Annotated in this window: 14 protein-coding genes; 10 read left to right on the forward strand and 4 right to left on the reverse strand. The window is 50.9% G+C overall.

Annotation, left to right across the window (positions count from 1 at the left end):
• Positions 1–91: 91 nt before the first annotated feature.
• The 3 genes from F1379_RS21495 (at position 92) to F1379_RS21505 (ending at position 1,997) form a co-directional block, all read left to right on the forward strand.
• Positions 92–331, forward strand: coding sequence for a DUF3977 family protein (locus tag F1379_RS21495; RefSeq protein WP_150274034.1), 240 nt, complete (start codon positions 92–94; stop codon positions 329–331).
• A gap of 85 nt (positions 332–416) precedes the next feature.
• A complete protein-coding gene (locus F1379_RS21500) occupies positions 417–875 on the forward strand; it encodes a MarR family winged helix-turn-helix transcriptional regulator (protein WP_150273803.1) in 459 nt (152 codons plus the stop codon).
• Positions 876–1,004: 129 nt separating this feature from the next.
• A complete protein-coding gene (locus F1379_RS21505; RefSeq protein WP_150273805.1) occupies positions 1,005–1,997 on the forward strand; it encodes an NAD(P)H-binding protein in 993 nt (330 codons plus the stop codon).
• Here F1379_RS21505 and F1379_RS21510 read toward each other — a convergent pair.
• Entirely contained in the window at positions 1,994–2,809 is an 816-nt protein-coding gene (locus F1379_RS21510) for a metallophosphoesterase (protein ID WP_150273808.1), read from the reverse strand. The genes F1379_RS21505 and F1379_RS21510 overlap by 4 nt on opposite strands.
• A gap of 163 nt (positions 2,810–2,972) precedes the next feature.
• Here F1379_RS21510 and F1379_RS21515 point away from each other — a divergent pair, with 163 nt between their 5' ends.
• The 6 genes from F1379_RS21515 to F1379_RS21545 all read left to right on the forward strand — a co-directional run bounded on the left by F1379_RS21515 (position 2,973) and on the right by F1379_RS21545 (position 11,159).
• Positions 2,973–3,650, forward strand: coding sequence for a response regulator transcription factor (locus tag F1379_RS21515; RefSeq protein WP_150273810.1), 678 nt, complete (start codon positions 2,973–2,975; stop codon positions 3,648–3,650).
• On the forward strand, positions 3,647–5,023 hold the full coding sequence (locus F1379_RS21520; RefSeq protein WP_150273811.1) for a sensor histidine kinase: 1,377 nt from the start codon (positions 3,647–3,649) through the stop codon (positions 5,021–5,023). The genes F1379_RS21515 and F1379_RS21520 overlap by 4 nt, the downstream gene beginning before the upstream one ends.
• A gap of 434 nt (positions 5,024–5,457) precedes the next feature.
• Positions 5,458–7,146: an S-layer homology domain-containing protein gene (locus tag F1379_RS30070; protein WP_239004761.1), complete on the forward strand. Its 1,689-nt coding sequence runs from the start codon at positions 5,458–5,460 to the stop codon at positions 7,144–7,146.
• 406 nt (positions 7,147–7,552) lie between these two features.
• Positions 7,553–9,268: an ABC1 kinase family protein gene (locus F1379_RS21535; protein WP_150273814.1), complete on the forward strand. Its 1,716-nt coding sequence runs from the start codon at positions 7,553–7,555 to the stop codon at positions 9,266–9,268.
• Positions 9,269–9,363: 95 nt separating this feature from the next.
• Entirely contained in the window at positions 9,364–10,485 is a 1,122-nt protein-coding gene (locus tag F1379_RS21540; protein ID WP_150273816.1) for an ABC transporter permease, read from the forward strand.
• Positions 10,482–11,159, forward strand: coding sequence for an ABC transporter ATP-binding protein (locus tag F1379_RS21545; protein WP_150273819.1), 678 nt, complete (start codon positions 10,482–10,484; stop codon positions 11,157–11,159). Before F1379_RS21540 ends, F1379_RS21545 begins: the two co-directional genes overlap by 4 nt.
• Before the next feature lie 135 nt (positions 11,160–11,294).
• Here F1379_RS21545 and F1379_RS21550 read toward each other — a convergent pair whose 3' ends face one another.
• The 3 genes from F1379_RS21550 to F1379_RS21560 all read right to left on the reverse strand — a co-directional run bounded on the left by F1379_RS21550 (position 11,295) and on the right by F1379_RS21560 (position 15,033).
• On the reverse strand, positions 11,295–11,708 hold the full coding sequence (locus F1379_RS21550; protein WP_150273821.1) for a hypothetical protein: 414 nt from the start codon (positions 11,706–11,708) through the stop codon (positions 11,295–11,297).
• Between the two features lie 624 nt (positions 11,709–12,332).
• Positions 12,333–13,166, reverse strand: a complete 834-nt coding sequence (locus F1379_RS21555; protein ID WP_150273823.1) for a nucleotidyltransferase domain-containing protein — start codon at positions 13,164–13,166, stop codon at positions 12,333–12,335.
• Positions 13,167–13,956: 790 nt separating this feature from the next.
• Positions 13,957–15,033, reverse strand: coding sequence for a phosphotransferase enzyme family protein (locus F1379_RS21560; RefSeq protein ID WP_239004765.1), 1,077 nt, complete (start codon positions 15,031–15,033; stop codon positions 13,957–13,959).
• A 232-nt stretch (positions 15,034–15,265) separates the two neighbouring features.
• Between F1379_RS21560 and F1379_RS21565 the strand changes: the two genes are divergently transcribed.
• On the forward strand, positions 15,266–15,892 hold the full coding sequence (locus F1379_RS21565; RefSeq protein WP_150273825.1) for a TetR/AcrR family transcriptional regulator: 627 nt from the start codon (positions 15,266–15,268) through the stop codon (positions 15,890–15,892).
• Position 15,893: the final 1 nt, after the last annotated feature.

The raw sequence follows: 15,893 nt of genomic DNA on the forward strand, positions 1-15,893 counted from the left end.
GGTATTACCGGATATTGCAGGAGCTGTTTTTTTGGGCGTAAAGGGTTGCAAGCAAAATGCGGGAGTAGTTGTTAGGAATGGGGGAATATCGCTGAAATATATCGAATGCGGCATCGGCAACCGCTGGCTGCTCAGAACAGAGACGGAGTGGCCGGACGGTACGGAAACGGAGCAGAAGGGGCTGGCCGGCCCTGTAAAATACCATTCCTGCTATGTCAGGGTATGGATCGGGCGCCGAGTGTGGATTATGGACAGTAAGGAAGGCTGTAAACACCAACGCAAACAGCGTAAAGCCTTCAAAATAATAGTCGGTATCGCCAGTTACTTGTAACCGTTAATAGCGCTATTGACAATGAGCAAGGCGTAGTCTATCTTGATAGTTAAGTTATTAACTATATTGGAGTGGAGCGCTGACCATGGACCCGTTGCGGGAGGATGAATTACAAGCCTATGTGACCCGGCTGCCTTTGGCGAATGAAGCTTTCTTTGCTATGGTGGAGGCTACTGCAGCAGCAGTGGCGGTATCGGAAAAATACTGGCAGAGTAAAGGCCATAACGGCGCGCGTATCCGCGTACTGGTGGAGATGGCCAAACAAGGAGGCAGTATGCTGCCGTCGCTGCTGGCGGAGCGGATCGGTGTGACCAAGGCGAATATCAGCCTGCTGCTGCTCCCGCTGGAGAAGGATGGGCTGGTAGCCCGTTCGGGCCATGCGGAAGACGGGCGGAAGACGGTAATCTCGCTCACCGACAAAAGCCGGGCGCTGCTCTGTGAGCATCTGCCGGAGAATCGTCAGACCGTCGCCGGTGTGATGAACCGCTTGAACGAGCAGGAGCTAGAGCAGCTGCTACTGTTGCTGCGTAAGCTGAAGAGCTGACGGAGCTTTAGGTGAGGGTAAGGGGTTGAAGCTGCGGGTGATCATAGCTGAAGGCATGTTGCCCCATACACTCATAGACATATGGTTAAGCGCTAAACTATAATTTGATTGAAAAAGGAGGCATGATTCATGAAAATCATGGTTACCGGAGCCACCGGCCGTCTTGGCGGCCTGATTCTTCAGCTGCTGGCGGAACGCATACAGCCAGAGCGGCACACAGGAGGAGTACGAACACCGACAGAGTGTGATGTAGCAGCAGATGTACGAACGCCGCTAAAGCGAGATGTAGCAGATGTGCGGTCACCACAAGAGCGGCTTATAACAGATGCCCAAACACCGCCAGGGCGGCACTTTGCACATGCCCCAACACATCCTGGACAGCTTATTGCAGGCGTTCGAAATCCGGAGCAGGCTGCTCGCCTGCTTGCACGTGGCATCGAAGTGCGGGTTGCCGATTACGACCGGCCCGATACGTTGCCGGGTGGCTTCTGCGGAATCAACAAGCTGCTGCTGATTTCCAGCTCTCACCCGGATGACGGGGTGCGTCTGGAGCAGCATAGCCGGGTTATTCACGCCGCGCAGGAGGCGGGTGTTAAGCATTTACTGTATACCGGTTTTGCCTTTCCCCGTCCGGGCGGGAAGGATGTCCATTCGCTGACGGAACAACGGATTGCCGAATCGGGGATGGCTTATACCTTTTTGCGGAGCGGGCTGTATACCGATTTTGTGGAGGTGCTCGGGCTCTGGCAGGCGATGGCCAGCGGCGAGCTGGTGACTGCACCGGGAGAGTGGAGGTTTAATTCTGTGATCCGGGAGGATCTGGCGCAGGCTATGGCCTTGGTGCTGGCGGAGGACGGCCATGAAGGCCGAAGCTATGAGCTGGCGGCAGCGCGGACCTGGGGGTTCACTGAGCTGGCGGAGGTGCTGTCACAGCACGCCGGCCGGGAGGTACGGCACCGGGAAGATCCTGCGGTGCAGCACTGGATTTATGCTTTTTTGGCGAAAATCAATACCGGAGCTACCTCCTCCGACCTCGAACAGCTCCTGGGACGCCAAGCCGTGCCGCTTGCAGAGAGCATCAAGCCGTTTATCCGGCCGCCGGCTGAACTGCAGGAGCGTTAAGGGCGCTCCTCTCCGATCTTGAATACGGCGATTTCGGGCGGACAGCCGAGGCGCAGGGGGATTTTGACTGTACCCAGACCGCGGCTGATGTAGAAATACCGGTTACCCGGGAGGCGCTTCAGCCCGACGTGATAATTCCGGTAAGCACCGATCGTCCGGCCGAACAAGCGGATCTGTCCGCCATGCGTATGCCCGGTAAGCAGCAGATCGAAGTGAAGCTGTTCCTCCCCGAGCGTATCTATGATTGTCGGTGAATGGGCCAGCATAATCACATAAGGATCATCGGCGGCTAAAGCCTTCAGCGAAGTGTTGATCCGTTCGTTGCCATAGATCGAGTTGTCGAAGCCGTACACCAGCAGTTTCTGTTGTCCGATGGTCAGCTGCGCTTCCTGGTTCCCCAGTACGGTAATCCCTTGCTGCTGCAATACATCCATTAATTCTGTGTATTCATCAAGCGTAAGAGTGCGTTTGTGCAGCTTGGAGACGGTTTCCCGCTCGTAATTGCCCGGCACGAACCAGATATGCGGACAGTCAATTTGCCGGAGTTCGCGCAGGACGCGCGGCCACTCCGTAGTTCGTGATGCCAGGTCTCCCGTGACCATAACGATATCCGGCCTGATTTCGTTCACCAGCTTGCTCAGTGTCCCGTTCAAATACCGGATGCGTCCATGGATATCGGTGAGCTGGACAACGGTGCCCTGCCACTTGCCGGGCAGATATATTGTCGGTCTGGTTACATATAAAGTCTGGGCAGCCAGAAGACAGCCGATCAAGAGTACTGCCGCACCTGTCAGCGGGATAATTATCAACATCTTGCGCGTTCCTCCTGTATTCCGGGTAACAAGCTAAGCCGATCTTACTACGCGCCCGGGATGCTTGGCAACTCTGGCGTTCAGAGGTCTGCGGTTGTCATCAGGCAGCAATGTTGCTACGATGGGGACAGCTATGAGCAAGTAGAATGGGAGCGAAATGCTGATGAAAAAAATACTAATTGCCGACGATGACGTCCATATCCGCACGCTGCTGCGGCATGTGCTTACAAGGGAGGGCTATGCGGTTAAGGAGGCCGGCGACGGTCAGGAAGCCGTCGCCCTGATGCAGGAGCAGGCAGCGGATCTGGCGGTTGTGGATGTCATGATGCCGCATATGGACGGCCTGGAGCTGTGCGGTTATCTCCGCGAGAATTACGATATCCCGATTATTCTGCTGACGGCCCGTCAGCAGCTCAGCGATAAGGAGCAGGGTTACCTGATGGGGACGGATGATTATGTAACGAAGCCTTTTGAGCCGGAGGAGCTGTTGTTCCGCATTAAAGCCTTGTTCCGCCGGTATTCCATTGTCCAGGATGACAAAATCAGCGTGAAATCGCTGGTCATCGACCGCAACAATTATGAGGTCAGCGTGGGGAGCGAGGTACTGCTGCTGCCGGTCAAGGAGTTCGAGCTGCTGGCACAGCTCGCCCGTTTTCCCGGACGGCTCTATACCCGCAGTGAGCTGATCGAGCTGATCTGGGGGGCGGATTATGAAGGGGACGAGCGGACGGTGGATGTGCATATCAAGCGGCTAAGGGACCGGTTCGCCGGGCAGCAGGAGGATTTCCTGATCCGGACGGTCCGCGGGATCGGCTACAAGCTGGAGCTGGTGAATTCATGAAGTCACTTTATTTCCGGATGTGCATTGTCTTCTGTTCGGTCATTCTGATCAGCAGCGTACTGGGATTTCTGGCCTCCAACCTCTATTACCAGCAGCGGGTCAAGCCGCAAAATGACGCCAAGCTGACCAAAATGGCCATTGGCTTACAGCAGTTCATCGAAGCCCATCCGGAATCGGTAGGGGAGTACCTGCTCAGTACCGCTTCGCTCGGCTACAAAATGTATCTGTCGGACAACGCGGGCGACGAGCGGTTCTACGGTCTGCCGTTCCGCGCGAATGATCTGGCTCCGGGTGTGCTTGAGAAGGTGCTGGCGGGTGAGGTTTACCACGGTGTGGCCGATTTTCCGAGCAGTCCGTTCATTACGGGGTTCTTCGACAATCAGCTGACCAATACAATCGGGGTGCCGGTGCAAATTGAAGGCAATACCTATGCGCTCTTCATGCGGCCGGATGCCGAGGTGCAGTTCGGGGAGCTGCGCAGCTTCTTTGCGGTAATTATTGCCGTCACCATTCTGCTCAGCATGTGGTTTATGATGATCACCGTCTTCCATATCGTGAAGCCGATTACACGCCTTACCGAAGCTACGAAGAAAATCTCCCAGGGCCGCTACGACATCAAGCTGTATACGGCGCGCCGCGATGAGATCGGCCAGCTGGCCTCCCATTTCATGGCGATGAGCCGCGAGCTGGAACGCACGAACCGGGCACGCCAGGACTTCGTCGCCAATGTCTCGCATGAGATTGAATCGCCGCTAACGTCGATTCAAGGCTTTGCCCGTGCCTTGCGGGATGAAGGGCTGGAGCCTGTGCAGCGGAGCGAATATCTCGGAATCATTGAGGAGGAGAGCCGCCGGCTGGCACGGCTCAGCAGCCAGCTGCTGACGCTGTCATCGCTGGATTACGACGGAAATGCGCTGCAGAAGCAGCCTTTTGAGCTGCGGCCACAGCTGCGCCAGGTTCTGCAGCTGCTGGAATGGCGGCTGACGGAGGGCGAGCTGGCCGTCCGGATGAATGTGGATGACATTACACTGCGGGGCGACGCCAATCTGCTGCATCAGGTGTGGATGAACCTGCTGTCCAATGCGGTACGGCATACTCCCGCAGGAGGCACGATAACAATAACGGCCACCGCAACGGGCAATACTTGCACCGTAACGGTGGCAGACACCGGGACAGGCATTGCCCCCGCCAAGCTGCCGATGATCTTCGACCGCTTCTACAGAGCAGACGAAGCCCGTACCCGGGGACATGGCAGCAGCGGTCTCGGCCTGTCCATCGCCCAGTCTATTGTCCTTGCCCACGGCGGCGTTATCGAAGCGGCCAGCGAGCCGGGAGCAGGCACCAGCTTTACGGTCAAACTGCCGCTGCTGTAGCAGGTGATAACCCAGTCCGTATGTAACGGGCTCACCACGCTGTCTAAAGCGGCAAGTTTTAGGGCCACCCTTTTTCCGGGATGGCCCTTTCTCTAATCTCGCAATCGCAACAAACGCAACAATCGTAATTATATATCCCTGGTTTCTTCCCTCAGTCATGCACTCTCTTCATCCTTAATCGGCCAGATCAATTGGACAATAGTAAACTCTATTTAATGCTCATCGGAACGCTTCCTTCTTAACCTACGGATATATAGACCCGTAATATCCAATAAATTTTATATAAAAATAAGGGGATATTCTGCCGATAATTATCTTGATATAAGAAAAGTATGGGTCTTAAGGGGCATTTACGATTAGCCCAGACGGTAGAGTCCTAAGGAGGAGAAGGATTTATGAGAAAAAAACGTCTTGTTTCATTACTGTTTTTATTAATGTGCGCGTCTGGCAGTACGGTTTATGCGGAGGCGAAGACTTCGGCAGACTTCACTGATCTAAAGGATTTGGATGCGGCGACGAAGGCAAAGTTTGATGCGATGATCAGCGCTGGGATTTTCGCTGGCGTCAGTGATACGACGTTTGGGCTCAAAGAGGAGATGAACCGCGCCCAGTTCGCAAAGGTTGCGGCATTGATTACGAGTATTGAAGTCAATAAAGATCTGAAGACGTCCAGTTTCAGTGATGTCAAGGCGGATGATGCCGCCAATGGTTATGCGCTGCCCTACATTGAAGCACTTAAAACTGCCGGCATAACGGACGGCTATGGCGAAGGTACATATAATCCGGCTGGAAAAGTGACCAAAGAGCAGTTGGCTACATTCTTGGTTCGAGTGCTTGGCAAGGACGCGGAAGCAAAAGCAAAAACGGGTACCGATACAACTGTATCCAAATGGGCACAGGGTTATGTATCCACGGCATTGGAGCTTAAATTGTTACCCAATGGCGCTGATGGTACGTTTGGCGGCAAAACAAATGCTACGCGCGATTTGCTGCTTACCGGTGCCTACGAAGCGAAATCACAATATATAGCGCCGACACCGACACCGACGCCAACACCAACACCAACACCAACACCAACACCAACACCGACGCCAACACCGACGCCGACACCAACACCGACGCCAACACCAACACCGACGCCAACACCGACGCCAACACCGACACCAACACCGACGCCGACGCCGACACCGACACCGACGCCAACACCGACGCCGACACCAACACCGACACCGACACCGACGCCAACACCGACGCCGACACCAACACCGACACCGACACCAACACCAACACCGACACCGACGCCGACACCGACACCGACACCGACACCGACACCGACGCCGACACCGACACCAACACCGACGCCAACACCAACACCGACGCCGACACCAACACCGACGCCGACACCGACACCGACACCGACACCGACACCGACACCGACACCAACACCGACGCCGACACCGACACCGGCGCCATCCAATGTCGCACTAGATATAATTAATGCATCTGTTGGGACATGGATCAATGTTGATGAGACGACTTTTGCTGAAGCCGGTATTACGGGCGTTACGACATCCAATGTATCAGCTGTTCAAGATGCACTTGACTCTGATGGAAGCTCTCCGTGGACGGTTTCAGAAATTCAAGCCATCGTCAATGAGGTTATTAACGGTATTACGAAACAAGCGGCACTGGATTTGATCAATGCTGCATCGGCTTCGGGTTCATGGTCGAATGTTGATGTGACGACTTTTGTCAATGCAGGTATTACGGGCGTCGCATTTGAGGACCTTTTCTCCTACGGATACGCATTGGAAACCGGATTAACACCACTTCCAAGAACATTGTCTCAAATTCAAGCGATTGTTGACGAGACTAATCAGGCAATTGTCTTAGCTGCAATCTATGATTATTTAAATCCTTTCAATGAAGGACCTACTCCTGACGAAGAAGTATTCGCTCGAGCTGGTATAACCGGAGTGACAGCTTCGAACTTAAGTGAGGTCTTATCTGCCCTTGAATCGGCCTATCAGGAGGCCAAAAACAATCCTTTTGGAACGCCTATGTCTACGAAACAAGATATCCAGGACGTAGTTGACCTTGTCTTAGGCTACTATGTGGATTAAGAAAAGTCATAATCGTAACACCGCAGAGGGGTTGCTTATTCTATCTTGAGCTCAAGGCATCTCTTCAGCGAGAAGATCATTTCAACTAGAAAAATAACGGCGTAAGGGAGGCTATCCCTACACCGTTATTTTTTTGTTTCTGGTTCAATGGCGGTCTCACCCCAAGTAAACGTGCTTGATGGAGCGATGATCTCCTTGACCAATTGTCTCTCAGTTACTGATCGAGTGTAGGCTTTAGCCAACACAATCATTGAATATATGATTAGTATGAAATATCATACAATTGAATGGAGTGTCTATTAAAGGAGAGATTTATGATGCAGCATAAAAAAGATAATAATCATGGATTCGGGCATGGCAAAGTGCCTGAGGTGGATGAAAGAAAACCTGAGGTCGATGGAAAAGAATGAGCGAATTCTTTAAGTTGATGAGGGATATCCGGTTCCGAAGAACCATGCGGATGATTTTTAAATTCGCCTGGGATTTCTGGTGGCTGGGCAAGCAAAAGCATTTTATTTCAAGACGGCGTCTGGAAGCGAAGACAAAAGCCTTATATCGAAAACAGGCCACATATTTTACGAAAACCGCCATGGATATGGGTGGGTTAATAATCAAGCTAGGGCAGCATGTTAGTGCGCAAGTGGATATTTTACCGAAGGAATTTATTGATGAATTGTCAAAGCTGCAGGATTCCGTAGATTCCGTGGATTTTTCCGAGATCAAGCAAAAGTTAGAGAGTGAACTCGGAGTATCCATTAGCGAGATTTTTGCTGAGTTTAGTACAACTCCTATCGCAGCGGCATCCTTAGGACAGGTACATCGGGCGACCTTACGAACAGGTGAAGAAGTCGCAGTAAAGGTTATGCGTCCAGGGGTCGAGAATATTATTGCAATTGATTGGAAATCTATACAGGTTGCTATTTCGTTATTGAAACGCCGGACAAAGATTGCTGACTTCATGGACCTCGATGCGGTGTATGATGAGTTCTACGATACCGTTATGGATGAGCTCGATTATCAACAAGAGGGGCGAAATGCAGAAGAATTTCAGCTCCAGTTCATCCATCGGGATGATATCGTGGTTCCAGGCATTCATTGGTCCTATACCACTTCAAAAGTATTAACCATGGAGTTTTTGGAGGGTGTAAAAATCAACGATTTGGCCCAGCTGGATGCCTGGGGTGTGGATCGGACTCAATTAGCGAAGTCCTTGATGGAAATTTTCGTGGAACAGATTCTGGTAGAAGGCTTCTTTCACGCAGACCCGCACCCGGGCAATGTTCTCGTGCAGCCTGACGGCACCATAGCATTAATCGATTTCGGGATGGTTGGACGAATTGCCGATGATATGAAGGCGCAAATGGTAGCCCTTCTGATGGCCGTGTATTTAAAAGATGCTCACGGCGCCATCAATGCCCTTACTCGCTTGAGATTTTTAAGACGGAATGTAGATTTAGAGGTATTCGCCAGGAATCTTACGTTATTATTTGAACAGATTAACGGTGATACGTTTGACCTTAGTTTCGTGACGTCAGGTAACAATACTGAAGAGTTACGTGATTTCCTCTATTCTCAGCCCTTTCAGTTGCCGGCCAATACAACATTTTTGGGGAAAGCAATGGCCACGGTTTATGGACTCTGTCTGGGACTGGACCCTGAGCTTGATTTGATTGGGACTGCCAAGCCTTACATCCAGGAGGTTGTGCTAAAAGATCTGCGGGGAAATGTCTTTTCCACCGTTGTAGATGAAGGAAAGAGTCTTCTCAAAGGAGTCCTTCCTACGACCAAGAAGTTCATCTCTGTAGTAGATAAAATGGATAGCGGAGATTTAAGGGTAAAGCTATCGAGTTCCTATGAGAAAAAATTAATAGATACGCAAAATAAGAATACAACGCGGATAATTGCAACCATAATTGGCGCGGTAGCTTGTCTGACTGCTGCAAACATGTGGAATGAAGTCGAGCCTATTGTTTCTTATGTGCTGGGCATTGTGGGGCTCATCATTATGCTCAGCCAGCTCAAAACGAGAGAAAGCCGCCGTGCAGTAAGACATGCCCGGCAGATGAGAGCCATGCGTGAGCATAATCGATTGGAGAAGTCGAAGACTAGGTCCCGTTATTAGTATGGCGAAGCCGTTGGTACTTGTAATCACAAATTCATACTCCGTTCATGTTCAGCTTCTAAACTGGTTCCATACAGCTTAGAAGGAGTGGTAGTATGTTTCTTGCTTTAAGAGAAATGCGGCATGCCAAAGCCAGATACAGCCTGATTATGGTGATTATGCTGCTCGTGTCGTTTCTCGTCCTTTTTGTTACGGGCCTGGCCCGGGGCTTGTCCTATGCGAATATCTCCGCACTGGAGAATATGCCTGCGGGCTATTTCCTGATTCAGGACGATGCCGGCCATGCTTTCCGGCGCTCACAGCTCGGAACTGAGGAGTTTGCTGCTGCTAAGCAGGCGGCCGGCGCTGACAATGCCGCCTCACTTGGCGTGCAGACCAGTACGATTACTTTGGATGCCGCCGAGGCGAAGACGGATATTACTTTTTTTGCCGTCGATATGGAAGGGCTGCTTGCACCCAAGGTCTCTGAAGGCTCAAGCTTCGGCAATGAAGACCACGGCAGCGCCGTGGCCGACGCCAAGCTGAAGGAATCAGGCGTTGCACTCGGCAGCACGATCCGCGATCAGGCTTCGGGGATGGCCTGGACCGTTACCGGCTTCGTGAACGACAGCTCTTACAGCCACGTGCCTGTGGTGTACATTAACAATGCCGACTGGCAAGCCATGAAGCAAAGTGCACAGGCAGGTAACGGCAGTCCGTCTTCGGAGGCCCCCTTTAATGTCATTGCCTTAAAGACCTCTTCTGAACAGGCAGCCGGTCTTGCTTCGGGGCTGGACAGTGTGGAGGCCATTACCAAGAAACAGGCCATCGCCAGCGTTCCCGGATATTCCGCCGAACAAAGCTCGCTGCAGATGATGATTGCTTTCCTGTTCGTGATTTCCGCTGTTGTGCTGGCCGTATTCTTCTATGTCATTACGATTCAAAAGACCAGCCAGTTCGGTATCCTGAAGGCGATGGGCACCCGCACTTCCTATCTGGCCTGGAGTGTACTCTGCCAGGTGCTGCTCTTGTCCGTCATCAGTGTAGCGGTCAGTCTGCTGCTGACCTTCGGGATGAACATGGGTCTTCCGGACGCTATGCCGTTCCAGCTGGAAACCCCGACTATGGTGTGGACGGGCCTGCTGTTCATTGGAGTTTCGCTGCTCGGTGCGCTGATTTCCATTGTGCGGGTAGCCAAAGTTGATGCATTGACCGCAATCGGGAGGGCTGGAGCATGAGTACGATGCTGGAAATGAAGCAAGTCACAAAAACCTACGGCGACGGAGATACTACGCTTGCTGTACTGAGAAAGCTGGATTTGAGCGTCCGCTCAGGTGAGTTTGTCGCTGTGCTCGGGCCATCAGGGTCAGGCAAGAGCACGTTTCTTTCCGCCGCCGGTGCGCTGCTCACACCGACTAGCGGGGAAATCCGCATCGACGGGGAATCCTTGCACGGCAAGAGCGCCCAGGAGCTGACCGAGCTGCGGCTGCGGCGGATCGGCTTTATGTTCCAAAGCGCGCAGCTCCTGCCCTACCTTAAGGTGGAGGAGCAGCTGCTCTATGTGGCGAAGCAGGCCAAGCTCGGCGGCCGGGAAGCCAAGGAGCGCGCGGCGGTGCTGCTGCAGCGGCTGGGCCTTTGGGAGCGGCGGGGCCATTACCCCGAGCAGCTGTCCGGCGGCGAGAAGCAGCGCGTGGCCATCGCCCGGGCGTGGATGAACAAGCCGGCGATCCTGCTGGCCGACGAGCCGACGGCGAGCCTCGACCTGGCACGCGGCCGCGAAGTCGTGCAGATGATTGCGGGCGAGGTCCGCAGCGAAGGCAAAGCCGCCGTCATGGTCACCCACGACGAGCGCATGCTGGAGTGGTGCGACCGGGTGCTGCACCTGGAGGATGGGGTGCTGGTGGGGCGGTAGGTTTATTTTACGAGTAAGCAAGAGTGAAATTGAAGCAGGAAGCCCAAGCAAACGGACCGGAGGGTTCGGGTGCTTGGGCTTTTTGGGCAGATAAATTTTTGTGGAAATGAGTCAGGAGAATTTGAGTGAGGTACCTTACTGGTTAATTTGCAGTTCGTTGATGATTCTAACTTGTTTGATCTTCCATTTGAAGAAAGACTGGCGGGTCATCTGAATCGCAAGATTTCCAGTGATCATCTGTCTAATGCTGTTGTTCTGATCATAATCGATGTGCTCGAAGATATAGAGGAGTTCAGGCAAATCAGGGTTCGCTCGCGTAAAGTCTCCAGAGTAATCCAGATCCTTTGTAGCCAGTTCACTACCGAAAAATCGTTGCAGGGTTTCTTTATCCTGGCTGCGAATAGCCAAGTCGGAAAGCCCACCCTCCATTGATTCTTGAATGACACGATTCACCATTGCTTTGGGCAGACGGTCAGAGAAGTAATAATTAGCAGCTATCAATAGTAACAGGAGGACGACGAGTGACTGAAGTAGATATCTGATTTTCATAAGGTGCACCTTTCTTGGAAGGGATAATCAACTGATGAAGCCATTCAAATGGCAAAAGAAGCACTTTCATAACATCGCTTAGCCGTATTCGCATGCTAGAATATTATTTATATTACCATTGTTTGGAGGCGGGGGGTGTGAATTTATATTTTGTTTGCTCTGATGGCGGTGTTAGCGTTGTTACTGCCCTCTGGTGATTCACGCCAAAGACGATCCAATGGCCAGCTATCCAATATTGAAAAACTGCTCGCCCGTGTTAATGCGGAAACTGATATTTTGATACAGGGGGCATTTGATTATTGGGCATGAGGGAGAGGTTAGGAGGGCGATGGGATAATTGGAAAAGAAAATTAAAGCTTTTAAGCGCTGTATTTTAATGGAGATCCTCTGTGTTTTAGTGTTGGGAGTTAACCATTTTGTTTTCAGATTACGTGATATTCCCGTAGCGCTTATTGTAGCAATCCTTGGGCTCATAGTTACGTTGGTTTGCTACAGAATTGAAATTCGAAATGTTAGCAAATAACCGCATATACGCAAACACAATCGACGCGTAAAGCAGACATAGAATGGAAACGAGAAAAGTTAACAAATAACAGAGTATTGTGTTCAGTCTGTTGCAGGCGTTCATGAGTTCACATTCCACTCATCAAAAACATGATTAGCTTCAAGGTGAATATAACGAAGCAAGGCCACAAGGTCAGTCAATCGCTTCTCATTTGATTGATAGAAACGTTCAGGATGCAGCCGCTTGATATTTATAGCTTCGTAGATTAATTCATGCCACTGTTGAGGCATAATTGTAATCCCATAGTAACCAGCGGCAACTTTGCTCTTGATAGCATGCTCTTTCAATGTATATAACTGCCGTAACATGCCAAGTGTACACCATTCAACGGCTTCGTCCAGATGTAGGGTAACACTCTCTGTGTCTGATAAATGATTTAAAGCCAACTGATCTTCCAGGCGATGTATCCAGTTCAGCCAATATGTATTTAAGTTATCCATCACATATCTGACCAAAGTGCTTGTTTCCAGTTCATAGTTGAAAGATTGTGCAGAACCGTACACCTGAATGCCATGATATTTGAGGGTCCACCACGTAACTGGATTAATATCAGAGCCAAGGCCATTTGTATGTACTTGTTTATTGTAATAGGTTAATAGAGAACTTATTTCAGCTTGTGGCTTTCCTAAATCACTTTTGAGCAGATAGGATCCCATGATGTCAGTCTGTGGAAACTCCTGTTCGACCTCTTTATGAGCTGCCGAGATTGCCTGGATGTCCGACATAGAATGTGGCTCACTAAGAATTGCAATGAAGTCGATGTCACTTGTACCTTCAATAAAGTCTCCGAGTGCAATCGAGCCGTATATGTAAAGGGATTCAATTTTCAAATGGTTTTTGCTTAAAGAAATACATAACTTATTCATCGTTTGTTCAACTATTTGTGGTAACATAAGCCGTTCCTCTCGGATATAATTTCTGCACTGCTATGTATTCTTTATCATTATCCATGTATCCTTTATTATGGTGGACATGGACATCAATTTTTTGAAAATGTGTACGAAAAACTGACCACAATGTGCTGGTTCGTGGGCAAACGGACCGAATGTGTATGAAAAACCGACCACAATGCGCTGGTGCAGAGGTAAACGGGCCGAATGTGTACGAAAAACCGACCACAAATGTGGAGGTACGGGGGCAAACGGGCCGAATGTGTATGAAAAACCGACCACAATGCGCTGGTGCAGAGGTAAACGGGCCGAATGTGTACGAAAAATCGACCACAGCATCTAGCCCAAGCCAGTCCCTGAGCTTATAAAGCGACTTGCTTCGAGGCGTACGATTATTGACTGTAACCGTCGCAAAAAAGTCCAAAGCACCCATCTACCCACCCGCAAGGCTTAGGCTACTCTGGACTTCATTCCCGCTAAATCACTATTTATCCTGGATCGACATTTCTGTCTGCGTCATATGATAGCCATCCTCGTCGTGCGTAATGATTTTGATCAAGGGGCTGTCTGCCTCAATGACCCACACTGTGTTCTCATCGATTTGAACCGTTGAAAATTGCCGGGAAATTGGCTCGGGAGGAATACCTCTAACAATAACGGATTCCTCATTGGTCAGTGCAGATGTTAATGCGTTTACTGAATAGACCGTTAGGATGGTAATCCAAATCATTAGCGCTATTTTATTGCCATTTTTATCGGACAGGTTAAACACTCCTCTCAATAGTACACCTGATCAGATACTCCGCACCTCAGCCTCAAACGGCTCTTCGCTCGAATAGATCTCATGGAACAATCCCAGATACGGAATCCCGTCCTCCAGACACCGGATATAGTAGGACAGCTCCTCGTCGCATTCCGGACTTTCGCCGGCGTTCCGCATACATTCGAACACATCCATAATCTGCTCCATTAACAGCGCGTCGATGAACAAAGGCAGCTTTTCCAGCATGGCGTCTGTAATTTCGGTCTCCGAGCGGTAGCCTTCGAGGGCTATTCTGAAGTAGTCGTCCATAAAAGCTTTGCGTATACCGGCATCCGGTTCGCCTGCAATCCACCCCGTTCCGCTCCGCCAAAGATCGGCCAGATCATACATATACCAGCCAAAGCACGAATTGTCGAAGTCATATACAGTGATCTGCCCTGTAGTGAAATCAATCATATAATTGCCGTCATTATAGTCCAAATGGATCATCCCATACACCTCGCGGTTTGTTTCAAGGGTCCGCAGAGTATCGAGGAGTTCCAGCATTTTCTCTTTAAGCAGGGTTAAGGAGGAGGGGATGAGCTCGCTGATCGTTTCCGCATTGAATTTATCGAAAAAGTGATGGCGGCGATGGACAGCTGTATACTCCTTGGACAATTGGTGCAGCTTTCCCAAGGTTTTGCCGCTGTTGTAGTAATATTCGGTGATCGGAACGCCATCCCGGTAACGGTAATGGTTGTCAGCCAGCCTCATTCCTGGCGCCTTCGCAAACAGGCAGATCCAATAGTTTCGCCCCTCATGCGTAATCTCTTCCAGCAGATTCCCCTTCATGGAGCTGATTACATCCGGAACGCTGCCGCCATGCCCCCATACATACCGGATAAATTCAACCTCGCCCAGCATGTCTTCCCGGCTCCGGTCGTTCAAGTAAGAGACCCGGAGAATTCGCGGCTCCAGCCCCGCCTGCTCACAGGTGTAGACGATATTCCGGCCACCTTCATGCGCTCCGATCCGCCGGATGTCATAGTCACTCAGACCATATAACTCCGAGATCAGTGTTAATAAGTGAGTGTCAACAACGTTAATGGCTTCGTTATAGTTAATAATATCCCTCCTGAAACTGGAAAATGACCATACTCCACGAGTGTACCATACTGCCCCTGGGACAGAACGGTTATAACCAAACTTAACCGGCATTCTTCAATAGTATAGACGGACTTTAATTCTGCGCTTGCCTACCTAACAACTGTTAGGTAGAATGGAGTTATCTAACGAGTGTTAGGCAAGCGAAAGATGATTCATAGAATGGCTCATCAGCATACAGGAGGTATACTGCAAGATGATAAATCAGGAACAGAATACCAAGGAGCGGATTCTGGCAGCGGCGCTGGACAAGTTCAGTGTGGACGGGTATTGGGCCGTGTCGATCCGGGATATTGGCAAGGCGGTCGGTATTAAGGAGAGCTCGATTTACTATCATTTTAAGAATAAAGAGGAAATTCTGCAGACATTGCTACAGCAGGCGGAACAAGTGACCCATCAGCGGAAGCACAGCTTCAGCGAGGCCTTGTCGCAAATAACCGAAATCAAGCGGGAGCTGTTCGTGGCGGCGGGAGTTGCCTATCTGGAGCACTATTTGCTGGAGGAGCGGATGTACAAGCTGATTCTCATGCTGACGCTGGAGAGACATCGGAACAGCGAGGCGGCAGCGCTCTACAGGCAGCTGTTGTTTGAAGCACCGCAGGAGCACCAGACACGGGTCTTTGCGGCGATGATGGAACGGGGACTGATCCGGCCGGGCGATCCGGCGATTCTTGCGGGAGAATATCAGGCGTTGATCTTGTTTGTGTTTCAGAAGTTTTTTGGCAGTGCAGGGCTGGATCTGGAAGCGGCAAAAGGTTCAGCGAGAGCCGAGTTGTCGGCGTTGTTAAATCACTTCTACACCAATATGAGCATGGGGGAGTAAC

The sequence above is a fragment of the Paenibacillus tepidiphilus genome, from assembly GCF_008635795.1.
GTDB classification, from domain to species: domain Bacteria; phylum Bacillota; class Bacilli; order Paenibacillales; family Paenibacillaceae; genus Paenibacillus_AQ; species Paenibacillus_AQ tepidiphilus.